The organism is Allobosea sp. (genome assembly GCF_035944895.1).
In the GTDB taxonomy this organism is placed as follows: Bacteria; Pseudomonadota; Alphaproteobacteria; order Rhizobiales; family Beijerinckiaceae; genus Allobosea.
Genome location: NZ_DASZAT010000010.1, coordinates 1171466 through 1190439, shown reverse-complemented (window position 1 = coordinate 1190439; position 18974 = coordinate 1171466). Strand labels below are relative to the sequence as shown.

Below are 18974 nucleotides of genomic sequence, written 5' to 3'. Positions count from 1 at the left end.
ATGACGCAAGATGCCGTGCCGACGGGCCCTCTCGCCGGCTATCGCGTGCTCGAGCTCTGCTCGACCCTTGCCGGTCCCTTTGCGACGATGCTGCTCGCCGATCAGGGCGCCGATGTCATCAAGATCGAGTCGGCGGGCGGAGATCAAGGCCGGCAGGTAGGCTCGTCGCGTGAAGGCGTCGCGGGCATGAGCACGATGTTCCTGAACGTCAACCGCAACAAGCGCTCGGTGCTGCTCGACCTGAAATCGCCTGCCGATGTCGAGACCGCGCGCGCGATCGCCAGGCAGTGCGACGTCGTCGTCCAGAACTTCCGCCCCGGCGTGGTGGAGCGCCTGGGCATGGGTTATGACGATCTGCGGGCCTTGCGCGAGGACATCATCTACGTCTCCATCAGCGGGCTCGGCGAGACCGGGATCGGCCGTCGGCGCCGAGTCTACGATGTCGTGCTGCAAGGGATCGCCGGCTTTGCCAGCGTGCAGGCGGATACCGGGAGCGGCGAGCCCCATCAGGTCCAGCAGGCGATCACCGACAAGGTCACCTCCCTCATCGTCGCCCAGGCGGCCACGGCGGCGTTGCTGCACCGCGCGCGCACCGGGCTTGGCCAGCATGTGAAAGTGAACATGCTGGATGCGGCGCTCGCCTTCATCTGGCCGGAATCGATGCCCTGGGACACGCTGGTCGGCGAGGGGGTGCGCAAGGGCGGGTTGCTGTCGAGCATACGCTACATCTTCCCGACTGCGGATGACCCGATCGTGCTCGGCTTCGTGTCGAATGATGAGTTCGAGGCCGTATGCCAGGTCCTGGAGCGGACGGACCTGCTCGCGGATGCCCGTTTCGCGACGATCGCGCAGCGCTTCTCGAATGCGAAATCGCTCAATCAGGAGGTCGCGGCGGCGCTGAAGCAGCGCCCGGCGGCGGATTGGCTCGCACGCCTCGCCACGGTCGAGGCGGTCTATGCGCCGGTCAACCGCCCGGACCAGATCCATGACGATCCGCACGTCATTGCCTGCGGCTCGCTGGAGGAGCGCGAGCATCCTCTGCTTGGCCGATATCGCCAACCCGTTCACCCGGCGAGCTTCTCCGCGACACCGGCGCAGTTCCGGCGGCACGCGCCGCTGCTGGGCGAACACACCGAGGAAGTGCTCGCCGATCTCTCGATCGCCGGAGCGGGGACTCAACCATGAAGGCCTGGGTCTGCAGGGCGTTTCAGGATCCCTTCGTCCTGGCCGTAGAGGACATACCGGTTCCGCAGCCGGGGCCCGGCCAGGTCCAGATCAGGGTGATTGCGGCAGGCTTGAATTTCGGCGAGACGCTGGTGCTCAAGGGCACCTATCAGAAGACACCGCCGCTGCCTTATGTCCCGGTCAGCGAGATGGCGGGGATCGTCACCGCCTGCGGCGAGGGGGTCAATCAGTTCAAACTCGGCGACGCGGTGTCTGCCTTCTCGTTCAGTCTCGAGGGCGGCGGCCTGGCCGAGTATGCGGTCATGCCGCAGGCCTTCGTTTTCGCCAAGCCCGACACGATCTCCTTCGAGCAGGCCGCTGCCTATCCGATCAATTACTGGACCTGCTTCAACGCCCTTGAGAACAGGGGCGGGCTGAAGGCCGGCGAGACGCTTGTTGTGCATGGCGCGGCCGGCGGCATCGGCGTCGCCGCCGTCCAGCTCGGCAAGGCGATGGGCGCCACAGTCATAGGCACCGGCAGCGATGATGGTCGGCTTGCTCAGGTCAGGGCCCTTGGCGCCGATCACGTTATCAACCTGCGTACGGAGAACGCCCGCGATCGAATCAAGGAGCTCACCGGGGGACGGGGGGCCGATGTCTATCTCGATCCCGTCGGCGGGGAGGCGTTCGAGCTCTCGATGCGCGCGATCGCGCCGGGGGGGCGGATCCTGGTCGTCGGCTTCACCTCCGGCCTGCCTGCTCTCGCCAAGACCAATGTCCTGCTGGTGAAGATGATTTCGATAATCGGCGTCGAGGCACGCCTGGCGATCGAAACCACCGGCGGTAGGGGGATGGCCGACTATCACAGGATGCTGGGATGGATAGAGGACGGGCGCATCTCGCCTCATGTCGGCTGCATCTACGCCTTCGAGGACGTCATTCGCGGCTACGAGGACATTCTCGCCCGCCGCACCGTCGGCAAAAATGTCGTCCGCATCAGTAAATCATAAAAAGGTTTGACCAATTATCAGATTTCTCGCACCGTAGCCGGGAAGTCGCCCGCTGACCAGGGCCAACCTGGCAGGTTCGAGCGCAGCGCGTCTCGCACGAGCCGGGGAGAGACCGGCCGGGCGGCCTTTGGGAGGAGCACCATGAAGTCGCATATGGCATCGCCTCGCAGCATCAGCCGCCGTACCCTTGTCGCAACTGCTCTGTCGGCGCCGTTGCTCGCCGCGGGCAGGGGGGCGGCTCAGGGGAAGCCCTTCCGGATCGGCGCCCTCAGCGACATGTCCGGCATCGTCGTCGATCTCTCCGGCCCGGGCTCGTTCATGAGCATCAGGATGGCGGTCGAAGACTTCGGCGGCTCCGTCCTCGGCCGCCCAATCGAGATCGTCCCGGGCGATCACCTCAACAAGCCCGATATCGGCATCAGCCTGGCGCGGCGCTGGTACGATGACGGGGTCAGCGCGATCTTCGACGTCGGCATCACCAGCGTCGCGCTCGGCGTTCAGGAGCTCGCCAAGGACAAGAACAAGGCCGTCATCTTCATCTCGTCGTCGAGCGCTGACCTGACCGGCAAGAAGTGCGGACCCAACGGCATCCACTGGAACCACAACAGCTACAGCCAGGCGATCGGCGTGGTGAAGGCGATGATCGCGGCCGGCGGAGACAGCTGGTTCTTCCTGACCGTGGACTATACCTATGGCCACACTGTCCAGAACGACACGACGGCGATGATCCAGGCCGCCGGCGGCAAGGTGATCGGTTCGGCCAGGCACGGCTTCGATACGGTCGATTTCTCGTCCGACCTGCTCAAGGCCCAGTCCTCCGGTGCGAAGGTTCTCGCTCTGGCGACGACGAGCGTCCACGTGCCGAACGTCGTCAAGCAGGCTGACGAGTTCGGCATCCGCCCCAAGCAACTCATCGCGCCGCTCAGCATGACCCTGCACGACGTGAAGGCGATGGGGCTGCAGACCGCCCAGGGACTGCTGGAGACCTCGACCTATTACTGGGACCAGAATGACGAGAGCCGTGCCTTCGCCAAGCGCTTCCTCGAGCGGTTCAAGCGCATGCCGAACATGATCCAGGCCAGCGCCTACGGCGCAACCCTGCATTATCTCAAAGCGGTGAAGGCCGTCGGCAGCGACGACAATGCGGCAATCGTCGCGCATATGAAGGCGACGCCCGTCAACGACTTCATGTCGAAGAATGTCCGGATCCGGCCGGACGGGCAGGTGATGCGCGATCAGGTCATCCTGCAGGTCAAGACACCGGCCGAATCGAAGGGCGAATGGGATCTCTACAAGGTCGTCGGGGGGCTGCCGGCGGCCGAAGCCTTCGCTCCGGCCGATCCTGCGGCTTGCCCCTTCGCCAAGGCAGGCTGAGTCCCTCGGGCTCAGCCTGAGGCCAGCCTGACGAGCTGCTTGCCGAAGTTGCGGCCCGACATCATCCGCAGGAAGGCTTCGGGGACGCGCTCGAAGCCGTCGATGACGTCTTCCTTGGTCTGCAGCCGCCCATCACGGTGCCATCTCGCCAGGCGGGCGAAAGCCTCGTCGCGCTTGTGCCACCAATCGAAGACGACGAGGCCCTGCAGCATGGCGCGGGTCACGATCAGGCGCGAGGAGGCGCGCAGGCCGATATCGTCCTGGCCGAAATCGTTCGCCAGCGCGATGCGCCCGCAGATGACCACTCGGGCGGCGGTCGCGAGATTGCGCAGTGCGGCGTCGTGAATCGGGCCTCCGGTATTGTCGAAGAAGACGTCGATGCCGCCCGGGGCGATAGCGGCAAGCGTGCCGGCGAGGTCGTTGACCGTCTTGTAGTTGATTGTCTCGTCGAAGCCGACCGAGCGGCACCAGGCGAGTTTCTCGTCGGAGCCGGCGATACCGATCACCCGTGCCCCGGAAAGCTTGCCGATCTGGCCGACGATCTGGCCGACCGCGCCTGAAGCGGCCGAGACCAGCAACGTGTCGCCGGGCTTGGGCCGGCCGATCTCGAACATCCCGACATAGGCGGTGAGGCCGGGCATGCCGAGCCAGGACAGCGCGGCTTGCGGTGGTGCCAGATCGGAGCGGACCTTGTTGGCCTTGGCGGAGCCCGGTAGATCCGGCGTCAGAACGACGTATTCCTGCCAGCCGAAGCCCATCGCCTCGGCAAGATCGCCCGGCTTCCAATCCGGGTGGTTCGAGACGAGGACCTCGCCGAGACCGCCGCCCTGCATCACTTCGCCGATCGCGACGCCTTTGGCGTAGTTCGCCGAGGGGCTGATGCGCCCGCGCATATAGGGGTCGAGCGAGAGCCATTGCGTCCTGACCAGGATCTGGCCCGGGCCGGGCTCCGGTATCGGTGCGTCGTGCAAGCTCCAGTTCTGTTCCTTCGGCATGCCCTGGGGATGCTCTGCGAGGCGCCACTGACGGTTGTTCACGGGATGAATCCTCGCTTTTCGGTTTCGCCAACACGGCCGCAGGGGCGGCTCTCAATACGACTTGGGTTGCCCGAGCACCTTCTCGGCGATGAACGAGAGGATCAACTGCTCGCTGATCGGGGCAAGCCGCGTCACCAGTACCTCGCGCAGCAGCCGCTCGACCTGGTATTCCTTGGCATAGCCCATGCCGCCATGGGTCATCACCGCCTGCAGGCAGGCGTCGTAGCCGGCGCGGGCGCCGAGGAACTTGGCGCCGTTCGCCTCGGCGCCGCAGGGCTTGCCGGCGTCGTAGAGCGTGGCCGCCTTCATCGCCATCAACCAGGCAGCCTCAAGTGCGATCCAGCGCTCGGCCAGAGGGTGCTGGATGCCCTGGTTCTGGCCGATCGGCCGGCCGAAGACGTTGCGCTCCCGCGCATAGCGCGCGGCCCGGCCGAGTGCGTCCTGGCCGATCGCGATCGCCTCGACGGCGATCAGCACGCGCTCGGGATTCAGGCTGTCGAGCAGGTAGCTGAAGCCCTTGCCTTCCTCGCCGATGCGGTCTTCCTCCGGGATGAAGACATCGTCGATGAAGACCATGTTGGAATCGACCGCGGCGCGGCCGTGCTTGGCGATGCTCTTCACCTCGAATTTCGAGCGGTCGAGATCGGTGTAGAAGATCGTCATGCCCTCGGTCGGGCGTCTGGCGTCCTTGCGCGCGGTGGTGCGGGTGAGCAGCAGGATCTTGCTGGCGACCTGCGCGGTCGAGGTCCAGATCTTGCGGCCGGAGACGCGGTAGCCGCCCTCGACCTTGGTGGCGAAGGTGGTGATGTTGGTGGTGTCGAGCCCGGCATTGGGCTCGGTCACGCCGAAGCAGACCTGATCCTCGCCCGAGACCAGCCGTGGCAGCCAACGCTGCTTCTGCTCCGGTGAGCCGTGCACCACGATCGGGTGCGGGCCGAACATGTTGATGTGGATCGAGGAGGCCGCCGCCATTGCGCCGCCACAGCCGGCGACCGTGTGCATGACCAATGCAGCTTCGGTGACGCCGAGCCCGGCCCCGCCGAATTCCTCGGGCATGGTGACGCCGAGCCAGCCATCGGCCGCCATCGCCTGGTGGAACTCGCGCGGGAAGCGGGCGTCGCGTTCGCAGGCCGCCCAGTACTCGTCGTCGAAGCGCCTGCATACTGCGGCGACACCGTCGCAGAGCGCTCGCTGGTCGTCGTTCAGCTCGATCATCTCAGGAACTCTCGCTTGATCTAGAAGGCCGTCTTGTCAGCGCCCTTGAGGCCGAGCATGGCGCGGGCATCGTCGGGGCTCGCGACCTCCAGCGAGAGCTCGCCGAGGATACGCCGGATCTTGGCGACCTGCTCGGCATTCGAGCGCGCCAGCACGCCCTTGCCGAGATGGAGCGAATCCTCCAGTCCGACGCGCACGCAGCCGCCGAGGATCGCGCCCATGGTGACCAGGCTGGTCTGGTGGCGGCCGGCGCCGAGCACCGAGAGGATGTAGTCGTCGCCGAAGAGGGAGTCGGCGACGCGCTTCATGTGCATCAGGTTCTCGGTGTCGGGGCCGATGCCGCCGAGCACGCCGAAGATGCACTGCACCAGGAAAGGCGGCTGGACGAGCCGGCGCTCGACTGCCCAGGCCAGGTTGTAGAGATGGCCGACATCATAGCATTCGAACTCGAATCGGGTGCCGTGCGCGCTGAGCTCACCGATGCCGCGCTCGATCTGCGCGAAGGTGTTGGAGAGAATGAAATCGCGCGTCATCTCCAGATAGCCCTGTTCCCAGGGCTGCTTGTACGTCTTGATCTTCTCCGCCGCCGGGAATAGGCCGAAGTTCAGCGAGCCCATGTTCATCGAGGCCAGCTCGGGCTTCAGCGTATTGGCAGCCAGCAGGCGCTGGTCGAGGCTCATCCCGAGCCCGCCGCCGGTGGTGATGTTCACCACGGCGTCGCAGTCCTGCCTGATGCGCGGCAGGAAGCGCATATAGTCCTCGGGCGCCGAGGAGGGCGAGCCGTCGGCCTCGTTGCGGGCGTGCAAATGCAGGATCGCGGCTCCCGCCTTGGCGGCATCGATCGCCTGCTCGGCGATCTGGTCGGCATTGACCGGCAATGCCTCGGACATGGACGGGGTGTGGATCGAGCCCGTCACGGCGCAGCTGATGATGACCTTTTGCAGTTTCTTCATGGCACGACCTCCCTGCGCCGGCATGGCCGCATCAGCTCGCATGCAGGCGACGCGATCCTGATTTGTCTTCAGGCCGGCCAGCCATGCACTCTCTCGCCGGTCTATGTGAATCGACTAAATCCTATGGAGACAATCGTCAAATGGTTTGACCTTTTTTGTGCTGCGCAGGTATGATTTTGCAGGCGGTGAGCGGTGCTCGCAAAAGCAAGGATTTCGGTGGATCGCTTGGCGCGGGACCCGCTCAGGTCACAACCGCCAGGATTATTCTGATATGATCTGTCGGGGTCATTTCGACGTGAGGGCTGGCGATCTCGAAGTTTGGCCTTGATATGCTCCTACCATTTCGCCAATGAGCAGGGTTTTGGCCGAGCCTTTATGGTCGAGGAGAGCGATGAGCGATACGGAACGCGGTTCGGAGCCGATGCTCGGCAGGATTTCAGTGCAGAAATCCTACGAGGTGCTCGCCGACAGGTTGAGGCAAACCATTCTGGACGGCACGCTGGAAGAAGGCGCTCGCCTGCCGACCGAGCGGGAGCTGGTCTCGCAAACCGGTCTGAGCCGCGGCTCCGTTCGCGAGGCGTTGCGCAAGCTGGAGGTCGAAGGGCTGATCAAGACGAAGCTTGGTCGCCTCGGGGGCATCATCGTCAGCCGGCCCGGTAACGATGCAATGGCGCATTTCGTTACCCAGTTCGTGCGGGGGCGGCGGATATCGATCAGGTCTCTTCAGGAAGCGCGCGAGGCGCTCGAGCCGCCGCTTGCGCGGATGGCCGCGGAGCGTCGCACGGAAGGCGACCTGCAGCGCCTGCGCGAGCTGAGCGAGGAGCTGGCGGGTGCGGTCGCGGATCGCGAGCAATTCGCCGCCATTAACATCGACTGGCACAACGCGGTCGCGGCTGCGGGCAGCAACGACCTGCTGGCGGCATTCCTCTACTCCATCTCCTACGACGTCGCGGTCTCGACGGTGGTCGAGGAGTACGACACGCTGGAGCTTCGTCATGCCGTCGTCGGCGCCCATACGAGGATCATGGCGGCGATCGAGGCTGGAGACGGGACAGCGGCCTATCGGCGGATGGAGCGCCACGTCAAGGCCTCGCGTGCCCTGACCAAGGCACGCGAGGAGTCCGATTTGCTGATCGAGTAGATTTATCTCAGTCGGCTGCCGCCACGAGGCGGCGGGCCAGCTTGAGATGGGGCATGTCGTACATCTTGCCATCGATGCCGACCGTTCCGATGCCGGGCTGGGATTCGAAGGCGGCGACGATACGCCTGGCTTGGGCGAGATCCTCGGCCGATGGCGAGAAGCAGCGGTTGATGGTCTCGACCTGGTCCGGATGGATCGCGATGCGCCCGGTGAACCCGTCACGCTGGGACATCCTGCAGCTCTCCTCAAGCCCGGCAGGATCCCGGAAATCGGCATAGAGCGTGTCGATGCGTGCAACATCGGCCGCCGCCGCCGCGAACAGGCACATCGAGCGGACGATACGGTAGGTCTGCGTCCAGTCGCCGTCGCTCTGCTTGTTGGCGCTGGAGCCGATCACGGCGCCAAGATCTTCCGCACCCCAGGTCAAGCCAGCCAACCGCTCATGCGCCGGCGCATAGCTGCCGAGATTGAACATCGCAGCTGGTGTCTCGGTGGCCACGACGACGACCTTTACCGTGCCGCGAGCCATGCCGCTGCGCACCTCGAGGGCGTCGAGATAGTGGCCAATCCGCTCAAGGTCGGCAGCGCCATTGGCCTTCGGGATCATGATCCCGTCGAGGCCTTGCTGCACCGCTGCCGAGAGGTCATCCAACGTCAAGCCTGTATCCAGCGCATTGATGCGCACCCAGAACGACCAGCTTCGCCTCGGGTCAGGCTGCACAAGGTCCTTCAGCATTTGGCGCGCCATCATTTTGCGATCGGGTGCAACCGAATCCTCGAGGTCGAGGATCAGGGCGTCGGCGCCGCTTGCATTGGCCTTGGCGAACTTTCGTTCGCTGTCGGCCGGTACGAACAACATGGAACGCAGTTTCATCCGTTTCTCTCCTTGGCTGCGCCAGCTCTTAATGCAAATCCGGAATAATCGTCAAATGGTTTGACCATTGAGTTGAACCGGCCTAACGTTGACCCAACGCGCGAAAGGCGCAGATCGCCGAGCGGGGAAACGACGTGGCACACACCCAATCAAAATCGAGCGCGCAGACATCTGACCTCGACGTCGCGATCGTAGGGGCGGGGTTCGCCGGTCTCTACCTGCTGCACAAGCTGCGCAGCCTAGGATTTCGGGCTCGCGTCTACGAGGCTGGCAGCGATATCGGCGGCACTTGGTTCTGGAACCGCTATCCAGGCGCGCGCTGCGATGTCGAGAGCATGCAGTACTCCTATTCCTTCGATGCGGCGCTCGAGCAGGAGTGGCACTGGAGCGAGCGGTTCGCGACGCAGCCCGAGATCTTGCGTTACATCAACCATGTCGCCGACCGTTTCGATCTGCGCCGCGACGTCGTCCTCGACACCCGCATCGTTGCCGCGACATTCGATCCGCAGGCCGTCCGCTGGGCGCTTGAGACAGCTCACGGGGAGCTCATCGAAGCGACTTATTGCGTGATGTGCACTGGCTGTCTCTCCTCCTCGCGATTGCCCGCAATCGACGGCCTCGCCAGTTTCGCTGGCCGCATTCTCCAGACCGCGCAATGGCCACATGAACCAGTCGATCTCCGCGACAAGCGTGTCGGAGTGATCGGTACCGGTTCCTCCGGCATCCAGGCGATTCCGTTGATCGCCCGGCAGGCGGAGCATTTGACGGTCTTCCAGCGCACGCCGAATTTCAGCGTGCCGGCCCGCAACTGGGACATGACCGAGGCTTACGAGCAATCGTGGAAGAGCGACTATCCCGCATTGAGGAAGCGGGCGCGCGAGACGACCTGGTCAGGGACGATCTACGAATTCAGCGACAAGGGCGCGCTGCAGGTCGATGAAGCGGCAAGATCGCAGGAATACGAGCGCCGCTGGCAGAAGGGCGGTGCGAATTTCATGCACGCCTTCAACGATCTGCTGCTCGACGAGCAGGCGAACCGTACCGCGGCTGCCTTCGTCCACGGCAAGATCCGGGAGATCGTCGCCGATCCCGACACGGCCGCCGCGCTGCTGCCGCATGACCACCCGCTCGGCGCAAAACGCATCTGCGTCGACACCGATTACTATGCCACCTACAACCGCGAGAACGTCCGGCTCGTCGACGCCCGCAAGCATCCGATCGAACGCATAACGCCGGATGGCGTCATCGCCGGAGGCGAAACGCATCCCTTCGATATCCTGGTGTTCGCGACCGGTTTCGATGCGCTTACAGGCGCGCTGACGGCGATCGATATCGCGGGACAGGGTGGGCGGACGCTCAGGCAGGAATGGCAGGACGGGCCCAGGAGCTATCTCGGCCTGATGGTCGCCGGTTTTCCGAACCTGTTCACGGTCACCGGCCCCGGCAGTCCCTCCGTCCTGAGCAATATGATCGTCTCGATTGAACAGCATGTCGACTGGATCGCAGCCTGCCTCGCGCATCTGCGTTCGCGGGGCCTGGACATCATCGAAGCGGAGCCGGAGGCCCAGCGTCGGTGGGCCGAGGAGGTCAACGCCGCCGCCCAGCGGACGCTCTATCCGAGCGCCAGCTCCTGGTACATGGGCGCCAACATCCCGGGAAAGACGCGCATGTTCATGCCCTATGTCGGGGGACTCGGGAACTATCGCAGGATTTGCGCCGAGATCGCGGAAGACGGCTATCGGGGCTTCAGCTGCCGGACGAGCCGGGCCACCGACCGCCTGACGGCCTGACGCACACCGGGGACGCTCGACAGCAGCGCGAGGGAGCAAACGATGACGAAACTAAACGCGTTCGCGGTGATGCTGGCCGCGGCGATGTGCGTCGGCGCGACGACAGCGGGCAGGGCGCAGGGACCAGACTTCCCGACCCGGCCCGTCACCATCGTGGTGCCATTCCCGGCCGGCAGCGCGACCGATGCAGTCGCCCGCAAGGTCAGCGAGGGTCTTCAGCGAAAGCTGGGGCAAGGTTTCGTTATCGAGAACAAGGCTGGCGCTGACGGAATCATTGCCAGTCGAATGGTGGCCAGCGCCACGCCGGACGGCTACACGCTTCTCATCACCACCAACACGACGCATTCGGCCAATCCGAGCGTCTATCGGCACCTGCCCTATGACCCGAAGAAGGACTTTGCTCCGGTCGGCGGTATCATTCGCATCCCGTTCATCCTGGCCATCCGGCCGGGCTTGCCGGCGAAGGATTTCGCAGGTTTCGTCAAGGCCGCCAAGGCAGCCAATCCCTCGCTCTCCTATGGTAGCGGCAGCATGGGGAGCCGCGCTTCGGCCGAATTACTCAAGGCCCGCCTCGGCTTCGACATGGAGCATGTGCCCTATCGCGGCTCGCCGCAGGCCCTGACGGACCTGATCGGCGATCGCATCGACGTCTTCTTCCCCGATCCGGCGAGCGCGCTCGGAATGATCCAGGACAAGCGCTTTCCGGTTCTGGCGGTGACGGGCCCCAAGCGTGTGCCGACCTTGCCTGATACCCCGACGTTGATGGAGCTGGGTGTCCCTGACTTCAACATCGTGGCCTGGGTCGCGGCCTTCGCTCCAGCGGCAACGCCGCGACCGGTGATCGAGCGCCTGAACTCGGCGCTGAACGAGCTGCTGCGCGAGCCCGAGATGATCGCTTTCGTCAACCAGATCGGCTCGGAAATCCTTTCGACGACGCCAGCGGAACTCGGCGCTTATGTCGACGAGGACGCTGCCCGCTGGGTGAAACTGGTCGAGATCGCCAAGATCGAGAAGAAATGACCGGGCCATAGCGCAGGCCGAAATCCTTCATGGTTGAACGCCGTCCGTGACGGCGTGGGAGAATCGCATTGTCGAAGCCTTTGAACGGCGTCCGCGTCCTCGACCTCACCAAAGTCCTGGCCGGTCCGCTTTGCACCCAATATCTCGGCGAGATGGGCGCCGACGTGATCAAGGTCGAGCCCGTCGAGCTCGGCGACGAGACGCGCGGCTGGCCGCCGTTCCGGGCGCCCGGCCTCGGTGCGGTCTTCCTGAGCGTGAACCGCAACAAGCGCAGCATCGCGGTCGATCTCAAGACGCAGCGTGGGCGCGACATCGTCCATCGCTTGGCGAAGACCGCCGACATCGCGGTCGAGAGCTTCGGAACCGGCGTCGCCGAACGTCTGGCGATCGATGCGCCGACCTTGCAGGCGATCAATCCGCGGCTGATCCATTGCAGCATTTCGGGCTTCGGCCGCACCGGTCCGATGCGGGCAGCGCCCGGTTACGATGTGATCCTGCAAGCCTTCTGCGGCGTGATGGCACTGACCGGCGACGAGAACGGCAGCCACATCCGCAGCCCGATCTCACCGATCGACCAGATGACCGGCATGCATGCACTGACCGGGATCCTGGCGAAGCTCTTCGAACGGCAGAGCAGCGGCAAGGGCGGTACCGTCAACGTCTCGCTCTACGACACCGCCATGGGCCTGATGGCCTATAATCTGCAGAGCTTCTGGGAGCGCGGGGTGCAGCCGAAGAAGTGCGGCTCGAGCCATGAATCGCTCTGCCCTTACCAGGCCTTCGAGGCAGCCGACGGCCCGATCATGATCGGCGTCGCCAATGACAATCTCTGGCGCAAGTTCTGCGCGGCCACTGGCTTGCAACATCTCGTCGACGATCCCGAATTCCGCACCAACGCCGACCGTGTTCGCAATCGCCCGCGCACGCTGGAGCTTGTTCAGGCCGCGCTACTGCACGGCACCGTCGCGCACTGGCATGAGGAACTGTCGCACGCCGGCATTCCGTGCTCGCCGATCAACTCGCTCGAGCAGCTTCTGAAGCATCCGCATACGCAGGCCAGCGGTATCGTGATGGATTACTCGCGGCCGGAAACGGGCGCGCTGCACGCGATCGCACAGCCCGTGCGCTTCGATGGCGCCATCGCCCGACCCGACCTGCCGCCGCCATTGCATGGCGAGCATACCGACGAGATCCTGGCCGAGCTCGGGCTGCTTGAGGATCGGATCAGCGCTGCCGAGTAGACGGGGGCCGCGGCTCCGCCTGCCGCCTCTATTCCGCCTCGGCAAAGAACAGGCCTGCCGGCCTGCCGGCAGGCCTTCTTACTCTCTACTCGATCGAGACACCCGCTTCGCGGGCGATCGCGCCGAACTTGTCGGTTTCGGATTTGACGAAGGCGGCGACCTCGGAGGGCGATAGGGGCTTGCTCGTTTCCGCACCGAGTTCATCGTAGCGCTTGCGTATCGGCGCGTCCCCCATCAGCGCGACGATCTCCCGGTTCAACCTGTCGATGATCGGCTGCGGCGTGCCGCGCGGAACCGCGACGACGTTCCAAGTATAGGTCTCGTAGCCGGGCAGCCCCGCCTCGTCGAGCGTCGGCGTGTTCGGCAGCAGGTTGGATCTCGTCCTGGTTGTCACGGCGATCGCTTTCAGCTGGCCACCTTCGACCAGCGGAGCGGCGGTCGACACCTGGTCGAAGACCAGGGCGACGCGCCCGCCGATGAGGTCGGTCATGGCTGGCGCTGCGCCGCGATAAGGCACGTGGACGATGTCGACCTTGGCCATCGAGCGAAACATCTCGGCCGCCATGTGCAACGTCGTGCCGTTGCCGGAGGAGCCGTAATTGTATTCGCCGGGCTTGGACCTGAAGAGCGCGATCAGTTCCTTGAGATCCTTGGCCGGTACCGAGGGATGCGCGACAAGGACGAGCGGGGCGCTGCCGGCGAGCGCGACGGGAACGAGGTCGGCCGGCGCATAGGGCAATCTCTTGTAGACGCCCGGATTGATGGCGTAGGCGACCGAATTGTAGAGAATCGTGTAGCCGTCGGGCGCTGCCTTCGCTACGGCATCCGTGCCGCTGACGGACCCGGCCCCGGCGCGGTTCTCGACTACGACCTGCGTCTTCATCCGCTCGGCCAGCCCGTTCGCGACGATCCGGGCCAGCACATCGGTGCCGCCGCCTGCCGCGAAGGGCACGATCATGCGGATCGGCTTCTGCGGATAGTCCTGCGCGGTCGCGGAACCGGGCCAGCCCAGCACGGCCGCAAGCCAAAGCGCTTTCGCGCACATTACCTTCATAACCATCCTCCCATCATTGCTCTTGTGCGCGAGGCATTTGCTAATTAAAAGGTAGGACCATTATATATTTCAGTCAATGGTGAGTGGCCGGCGCTGTGTCGCCGGGGCGCTTGCCCGGTCTAGAGCGGAGAGCCAAATGGCTGGCCTGTTTTTCGACGAACTGAGCGTGGGGCAAAGCTTCAGGCACGAGATCCGACGCACCATCACTGAAGCCGACAACGTCTGGTTCAGCGCGCTGACGCATAATCCTGCCTATCTTCACCTCGACGAGGAATATTGCCGAACGCAGACCGAATTCGGCCAACGCCTCGTCAACAGCGCCTTTACCCTCGGACTGATGGTCGGCATTTCGGTCGGCGATACGACGCTCGGAACCGCGGTCGCCAATCTCGGCTGGGACGAGGTCCGCTTTCCCAAGCCGCTATTTCATGGCGATACGATCAGGGTGGAAACCGAGGTGGTTGAGCTGCGCGATAGCCGGTCGCGGCCGGACGTCGGCATCGTGACGTTCCTGCATCGGGCCTATAATCAACACGGCGATCTCGTCGCTCAATGCCGCCGCTCGGGATTGCAGCGCAAGCGCCCTGCCGCCTAGAGCGCGCCGATTTCGCACCGAGCCGTCGTTGTCATCTCGGCGAGGCTTCGCTCCGGCCGGGATGGTGATCTCGCCTTGAGTAAGATCGGCGGAGTCTGGAGCGGCTTTCGATCAGATCGAAAGCCGCTCTAGCATGCCACGGGCTCGGGCACGATCTGCGCCGGCTATTGTCCGCTGAAAACCGGTTTGCGTTTCTCGCCGAAGGCCTGGATGCCTTCGCTGTGATCGCCGGTCATCAGATTGACCCCCTGCGCCCAGGCCTCCGCATCGAGGAAGGTCTCAAGGCTCGGCGAATGCAGCAGCTTGAACATCTTCTTGGTCGTGCCGAACGAGAAATGCGGCCCGTCGACGAGCTCTTCGACAAGCGTCTGCGTCGTCGCCTCGAGCTCGGCATCCGCTGCCAGCCTCGTCACGAGACCAAGAGAATACGCCTCTTCGGCCGGGAGCTTGCGCGCCCTATAGACCAGTTCCTTGGCGCGCAATTCACCGAGGACCTTGGAGAGGAAGTAGATCGCGCCGCCATCCGGCGAAAGACCGACATTGCGGAAGACCTGGGAGAAAACCGCCGTCTCGGAGGCGACGATCATGTCGCAGGCCAGTGCCATGCTCCAGCCGATGCCGGCGACTGGCCCGCGAACGCTGGCGATGACGGGCTTTTCGATATTGGCCAGCGCGATGATCATCCGATGCGCCCGCTTCAAGCGCTCGCGTCCGGAGACGGCGGTGAACCGGCCCATGGTCGAGGTGTCGCCGCTGGCGCAGAAACCGCGCCCGGCCCCGCAGAGCACGACGACCTTGATCGCCGGATCGCGGTTCACCTGCCCGAACATGTCGGGCATCGCCTCCTTCATCTCCTCGGAGAGCGCGTTGAGCCGGTCCGGCCGATTGAGCCGGACAGTGGCGACCGGCCCGTTGATCTCGAGGTCGACAGTCATCTGGGAGCTGCTCCTGCTGCAAGGCGGCGTGCCGTGCGCGGCACCTGTCGCGACATTTGGCGCGTCGTCATCGCCCTTGGAATTCGGGTGGTCGCTTTTTGGCAAAGGCCGCAGGGCCTTCTTTTGCGTCGTCCGTCGCCTGCAGCAGCCTCAGGACCAACTGCTCCATGCGCAGGCCGGTGGTGAGGTCCATGTCCTTGCCGCGAATGGCCAGCTCCTTGGCGGCCTGCACGGCCAATGGAGCAGCCGATGCGATGCGGCGGGCATAGTCCCTGGCGGCATCCAGTACCTCGCCTGCGGGCACGACCTTGTTGATCAGGCCCCAGCGCAACGCGGCCTGCGCGTCGATGGAGTCGCCGGTGAGCAGCATCTCCATCGCGATCGCATGGGGCAGCTGAGACAGCACGCGCTGGGTGCCGCCATTGGCCGGGATGACGCCGCGCTTGACCTCGGCCAGGCTGAAGGTGGCGTGCTCGGCCGCGACGCGCAGATCGGTGCCCATCAGCAATGTCATGCCGCCGCCGAGGCAAAGCCCGTTCACGGCACAGATCACCGGCTTCCAGACCTCCAGTCCGCGATTGAGCAGCTGGTCGCGCTGCGTCAGCCACATCTGCGAATAATCGGCCGGGGAGGCGACGAAGCTCTTGATGTCGGCTCCGGTGGTGAAGGCGCGCTCGCCGGCACCGGTGACGATGGCGACGCGGATGTCGTTGTCGTCCCGGACCTTGATCCAGGCTTCCGACAGGGCGCGGTAATGATCCGCATCCATCGCGTTCAACCGTTCGGGCCGGTTGATCGTGATCGTCGCGATCCCCTCGTCGATCTCGAAGTCGATCGCCATCAGTTCGTGCCTTTCTCGCGCCGCCGCTCAACCATGATTGATGTAGACGTTCTTCTGATAGAGGAAGGCGTCGACATGGTGCGGCCCGCCCTTGTTGCCGTAGCCGCTCATCTTGATGCCGCCGAAGCCGACGGCCGGGTCGACCATGCCGTAGCAGTTGACCCAGACCGTCCCCGACTGGATGCCGCGTGCCATCGTCAGCGCCGTCGCGATATTGCGGGTCCAGACCGCGCCGCCGAGGCCGTAGACGGTGTCGTTGGCGAGCTTCAACGCTTCGTCCGGCGTGTCGAACGGGATGACCGAGATCACCGGCCCGAAGATCTCCTCCCGCGCGATCCTCATGTCGTTGCGGACCTGCGCGAAGATCGTCGGCTCGACGAAATAGCCGCCGGCGAGTTCGCCGCCGAGGCGGCCGCCGCCGCCCGCCAGCACCGCGCCCTCCTTCTCGGCGATGTCGATATAGCCGAGAACACGGTCGAGCTGCTTTTGCGAGATCAGCGGACCGAGATTCACGGCCGGGTCGAGCCCGTTGCCGACGCGCAGCGTCTTGCCGAAGGCGGCGAGGCGCTCGACGAATTCGGCCTGGATGCTGCGTTCGACGAACAGCCGCGAACCGGCATAGCAGACCTGGCCGCTGTTGTTGAACACTGCCATGGCGGCGCCCGGTACGGCGATGTCGAGGTCGGCATCGGCGAAGACGATGTCGGGCGACTTGCCGCCGAGTTCGAGCTGGAGCCGCTTGATGTTGGAGGTAGAGGCCTCGATGATGCGCTGCCCGGTCTCGGTCGAGCCGGTGAAGGCGACGCGGTCGACGCCGGGGTGGCGCGCCAGCGCCTCGCCGGCGACGGCGCCATAGCCGGTCACGACATTGACGACGCCTTCCGGCATCCCGGCTTCGTGCAGCAACTCGACCATTCGCAGCACGCTGAGCGAAGCATCCTCCGCCGGTTTGAGAACCAGCGTGCAGCCCGTCGCGAGAGCGCCGCCGAGCAGCCACCACTGGCTGATCAGCGGACCGTTCCAAGGGATGATGCCGCCGACGACGCCGACCGGCGCCTTGAGGCTCATCGTCATGATGCTGCCGGGCAGGGAGTTCGGCAATGTCTCGCCGGCGGTGTTCACCGCCTGGCTCGAATAGTAGAGCGCCACCTGCTGCAGATAGCTCCGGAACGCCTTCGTCCGCGATAGCGGCGCGCCCATGTCCAGCGTCTCGAGCAGGGCGAGCTCGTCGAAATGGCGGTCGAGCAGTTCATGGACGCGCACCAGTAATGCCTGGCGCTGATAGGGTGTGAAGCGGCTCCACGGCCCCTCGAAGGCGCGCCTCGCCGAGGCGACGGCGATATCGACATCCTCCGCCGAGCCCTCGGCGAGCCGGGCGATCACCTGCCCCGTGGCGGGGTTCACGGTGTCGAAGCTGCGGCCGGAGCGCGCGGGCACCATTCGCCCGTCGATCAAATGGCCCTTGTCGGGCTGGGTGAGATAGGGATGCGGCGCTGCCGCCGGTGTATGGCTGTTCATCGGCATCTCCATTGGCTCGGCCCAGATGGGCCCGTAGCGGTCACGGCTGCAGGATGACGCGGCCGACGACGCGGCCTTCCTTGAGATCCCTCAGCGCCACCGGCGCCGCCGACAGCGGACGCCTGTCGAGCGGGGCCGAAGGCAAGCCCTTGGCGTGGGCGAGGGCGACGAAATCGCGCAGCTCTGCCGGCGAACCGGTATAGCTGCCCTGGATCGTCAGGACCTTCAGCGGCAGCATCGGCACAGGCAGCTCGACGGCGCCGCCGAAGAGGCCGACCACGACGAGCTTGCCGGTCTTGTCGAGCACATCGACGGCGAGCTGTGCCGTGGCGCCGCTGCCGACAAGGTCGAGCACCGCCCAGACCGAGCCGCCGACCGCCTGCCTGATGCCGTCGGTCGCGCCGTCGCCGGGCGCGATCGCCGCCAAGGCGCCGGCGTCCAGCGCAGCCTGGCGCTTGGCCGCATCGAGCTCGACGACGACGACGCCGGCGGCGTCGAGCATCCTGGCGATCGCGATCGCGATCAGGCCGAGTCCGCCGGCACCGATGATCACCACGGGGCGCCGGCCGGCCAGCGGCCCGAACTTCTTGAGCGCGCTGTAGGTCGTCAGCCCCGAGCAGACCATGGGTGCCGCGGCAACCGGGTCGAGGCCCTTCAGATCGATGAGATAATCGGGATGGGGGACATCGACGAATTCGGCGAAGCCGCCATCGCGGTTGACGCCGACGAATTGCGGCTTGAGGCAGAGGTTCTCGAGGCCTTGAGCGCATTGCTCGCACTCGCCGCAGCCGATCCACGAGCAGACCAGGCAGACATCGCCGATGGCGACGCCACGCGCCTCCGGGCCGAGTTCGACGATCTCGCCCGAGACCTCGTGACCCAGCACCCGCGGGAACTTGATGCGGTCGGCAAAGGTGATCTTGCGGCCGCCGCCGAGATCGTAATGGCCCTCGCAGATATGGACATCGCTGTGACACAAGCCCGCCGCGATCACGCGCAGGCGCACCTGCGCGCCCCGCAGCGGCGGCAGCTCTATCTCCGCCGGCTCGATCGAGCCGCCGAATTCGTTGACCTGGTAACAGCGCATCCGGCGCATGGCTCCGCCTCCCATGACGTCATTCTCGTTGGCTCAAGGGCTATGTCGAAGCCGATAATGTGTCAATGGTAGGGCCATTGACTATTTTTCAGAGTCGGCTGAAACTCTGCCCCAAG

17 protein-coding genes are annotated in these 18974 nt (G+C 65.0%); 8 read left to right on the top strand and 9 right to left on the bottom strand.

Going from position 1 to position 18974, the window contains the following annotated elements; genetic code table 11:
• From VGV58_RS21325 to VGV58_RS21315, 3 genes are all read left to right on the top strand, one after another.
• Positions 1-1185, top strand: a complete 1185-nt coding sequence (locus tag VGV58_RS21325) for a CaiB/BaiF CoA transferase family protein (protein WP_326876022.1) — start codon at positions 1-3, stop codon at positions 1183-1185.
• Complete coding sequence (locus VGV58_RS21320) at positions 1182-2174, top strand: NADPH:quinone oxidoreductase family protein (protein WP_326876021.1); 993 nt, start codon at positions 1182-1184, stop codon at positions 2172-2174. Before VGV58_RS21325 ends, VGV58_RS21320 begins: the two co-directional genes overlap by 4 nt.
• 141 nt (positions 2175-2315) lie before the next feature.
• Positions 2316-3548, top strand: a complete 1233-nt coding sequence (locus tag VGV58_RS21315) for an ABC transporter substrate-binding protein (protein WP_326876020.1) — start codon at positions 2316-2318, stop codon at positions 3546-3548.
• Positions 3549-3559: 11 nt separating this feature from the next.
• On the opposite strand, the gene VGV58_RS21310 is transcribed toward VGV58_RS21315, so the two are convergent.
• Genes VGV58_RS21310 through kce form a run of 3 tightly spaced genes read right to left on the bottom strand, consistent with a single transcriptional unit; the run spans position 3560 to position 6753 of the window.
• Positions 3560-4585: an NADP-dependent oxidoreductase gene (locus tag VGV58_RS21310; RefSeq protein ID WP_326876019.1), complete on the bottom strand. Its 1026-nt coding sequence runs from the start codon at positions 4583-4585 to the stop codon at positions 3560-3562.
• 51 nt (positions 4586-4636) lie between these two features.
• Positions 4637-5800, bottom strand: a complete 1164-nt coding sequence (locus VGV58_RS21305) for an acyl-CoA dehydrogenase family protein (RefSeq protein WP_326876018.1) — start codon at positions 5798-5800, stop codon at positions 4637-4639.
• Between the two features lie 20 nt (positions 5801-5820).
• Positions 5821-6753, bottom strand: coding sequence for a 3,5-dioxohexanoate:acetyl-CoA acetone transferase (gene kce / locus VGV58_RS21300; RefSeq protein ID WP_326876017.1), 933 nt, complete (start codon positions 6751-6753; stop codon positions 5821-5823).
• Positions 6754-7174: 421 nt separating this feature from the next.
• On the opposite strand from kce, the gene VGV58_RS21295 reads away from it, so the two are divergent.
• The gene (locus VGV58_RS21295; RefSeq protein ID WP_326876016.1) at positions 7175-7894 is read left to right on the top strand and encodes a FadR/GntR family transcriptional regulator; all 720 of its coding nucleotides are present in this window, start codon (positions 7175-7177) and stop codon (positions 7892-7894) included.
• A 7-nt stretch (positions 7895-7901) separates the two neighbouring features.
• Here the strand turns inward: VGV58_RS21295 and VGV58_RS21290 are convergent, their stop codons facing one another.
• The gene (locus tag VGV58_RS21290) at positions 7902-8768 is read right to left on the bottom strand and encodes an HpcH/HpaI aldolase/citrate lyase family protein (protein ID WP_326876015.1); all 867 of its coding nucleotides are present in this window, start codon (positions 8766-8768) and stop codon (positions 7902-7904) included.
• Between the two features lie 134 nt (positions 8769-8902).
• Between VGV58_RS21290 and VGV58_RS21285 the strand changes: the two genes are divergently transcribed.
• The 3 genes from VGV58_RS21285 to VGV58_RS21275 all read left to right on the top strand — a co-directional run bounded on the left by VGV58_RS21285 (position 8903) and on the right by VGV58_RS21275 (position 12819).
• Positions 8903-10558, top strand: a complete 1656-nt coding sequence (locus VGV58_RS21285; protein ID WP_326876014.1) for a flavin-containing monooxygenase — start codon at positions 8903-8905, stop codon at positions 10556-10558.
• Between the two features lie 42 nt (positions 10559-10600).
• The gene (locus tag VGV58_RS21280) at positions 10601-11578 is read left to right on the top strand and encodes a Bug family tripartite tricarboxylate transporter substrate binding protein (protein WP_326876013.1); all 978 of its coding nucleotides are present in this window, start codon (positions 10601-10603) and stop codon (positions 11576-11578) included.
• 68 nt (positions 11579-11646) lie between these two features.
• Complete coding sequence (locus VGV58_RS21275) at positions 11647-12819, top strand: CaiB/BaiF CoA transferase family protein (protein ID WP_326876012.1); 1173 nt, start codon at positions 11647-11649, stop codon at positions 12817-12819.
• 85 nt (positions 12820-12904) lie between these two features.
• Here VGV58_RS21275 and VGV58_RS21270 read toward each other — a convergent pair whose 3' ends face one another.
• Positions 12905-13834 carry a tripartite tricarboxylate transporter substrate binding protein gene (locus VGV58_RS21270; protein ID WP_326876011.1) on the bottom strand — a complete coding sequence of 310 codons (930 nt, stop codon included), beginning with the start codon at positions 13832-13834 and terminating at the stop codon, positions 12905-12907.
• A 115-nt stretch (positions 13835-13949) separates the two neighbouring features.
• Between VGV58_RS21270 and VGV58_RS21265 the strand changes: the two genes are divergently transcribed.
• On the top strand, positions 13950-14468 hold the full coding sequence (locus tag VGV58_RS21265; protein WP_326876010.1) for a MaoC family dehydratase: 519 nt from the start codon (positions 13950-13952) through the stop codon (positions 14466-14468).
• Between the two features lie 164 nt (positions 14469-14632).
• On the opposite strand, the gene VGV58_RS21260 is transcribed toward VGV58_RS21265, so the two are convergent.
• From VGV58_RS21260 to VGV58_RS21245, 4 genes are all read right to left on the bottom strand, one after another.
• Positions 14633-15403 carry an enoyl-CoA hydratase/isomerase family protein gene (locus VGV58_RS21260; RefSeq protein ID WP_326876009.1) on the bottom strand — a complete coding sequence of 257 codons (771 nt, stop codon included), beginning with the start codon at positions 15401-15403 and terminating at the stop codon, positions 14633-14635.
• A 67-nt stretch (positions 15404-15470) separates the two neighbouring features.
• Positions 15471-16244, bottom strand: coding sequence for an enoyl-CoA hydratase/isomerase family protein (locus tag VGV58_RS21255; RefSeq protein ID WP_326876008.1), 774 nt, complete (start codon positions 16242-16244; stop codon positions 15471-15473).
• 27 nt (positions 16245-16271) lie between these two features.
• Positions 16272-17762 carry an aldehyde dehydrogenase family protein gene (locus VGV58_RS21250; protein WP_326876007.1) on the bottom strand — a complete coding sequence of 497 codons (1491 nt, stop codon included), beginning with the start codon at positions 17760-17762 and terminating at the stop codon, positions 16272-16274.
• Positions 17763-17802: 40 nt separating this feature from the next.
• Positions 17803-18858, bottom strand: a complete 1056-nt coding sequence (locus VGV58_RS21245) for an alcohol dehydrogenase (RefSeq protein ID WP_326876006.1) — start codon at positions 18856-18858, stop codon at positions 17803-17805.
• Positions 18859-18974: the final 116 nt, after the last annotated feature.

Coding starts and splice junctions, on each gene's coding strand:
- VGV58_RS21325 (WP_326876022.1), top strand. CDS start 1: ATGACGCAAGATGCCGTGCCGACGGGCCCTCTCGCCGGCTATCGCGTG.
- VGV58_RS21320 (WP_326876021.1), top strand. CDS start 1,182: ATGAAGGCCTGGGTCTGCAGGGCGTTTCAGGATCCCTTCGTCCTGGCC.
- VGV58_RS21315 (WP_326876020.1), top strand. CDS start 2,316: ATGAAGTCGCATATGGCATCGCCTCGCAGCATCAGCCGCCGTACCCTT.
- VGV58_RS21305 (WP_326876018.1), bottom strand. CDS start 5,800: ATGATCGAGCTGAACGACGACCAGCGAGCGCTCTGCGACGGTGTCGCC.
- kce (WP_326876017.1), bottom strand. CDS start 6,753: ATGAAGAAACTGCAAAAGGTCATCATCAGCTGCGCCGTGACGGGCTCG.
- VGV58_RS21295 (WP_326876016.1), top strand. CDS start 7,175: ATGCTCGGCAGGATTTCAGTGCAGAAATCCTACGAGGTGCTCGCCGAC.
- VGV58_RS21290 (WP_326876015.1), bottom strand. CDS start 8,768: ATGAAACTGCGTTCCATGTTGTTCGTACCGGCCGACAGCGAACGAAAG.
- VGV58_RS21280 (WP_326876013.1), top strand. CDS start 10,601: ATGACGAAACTAAACGCGTTCGCGGTGATGCTGGCCGCGGCGATGTGC.
- VGV58_RS21265 (WP_326876010.1), top strand. CDS start 13,950: ATGGTGAGTGGCCGGCGCTGTGTCGCCGGGGCGCTTGCCCGGTCTAGA.
- VGV58_RS21260 (WP_326876009.1), bottom strand. CDS start 15,403: ATGACTGTCGACCTCGAGATCAACGGGCCGGTCGCCACTGTCCGGCTC.
- VGV58_RS21255 (WP_326876008.1), bottom strand. CDS start 16,244: ATGGCGATCGACTTCGAGATCGACGAGGGGATCGCGACGATCACGATC.
- VGV58_RS21250 (WP_326876007.1), bottom strand. CDS start 17,762: ATGAACAGCCATACACCGGCGGCAGCGCCGCATCCCTATCTCACCCAG.
- VGV58_RS21245 (WP_326876006.1), bottom strand. CDS start 18,858: ATGCGCCGGATGCGCTGTTACCAGGTCAACGAATTCGGCGGCTCGATC.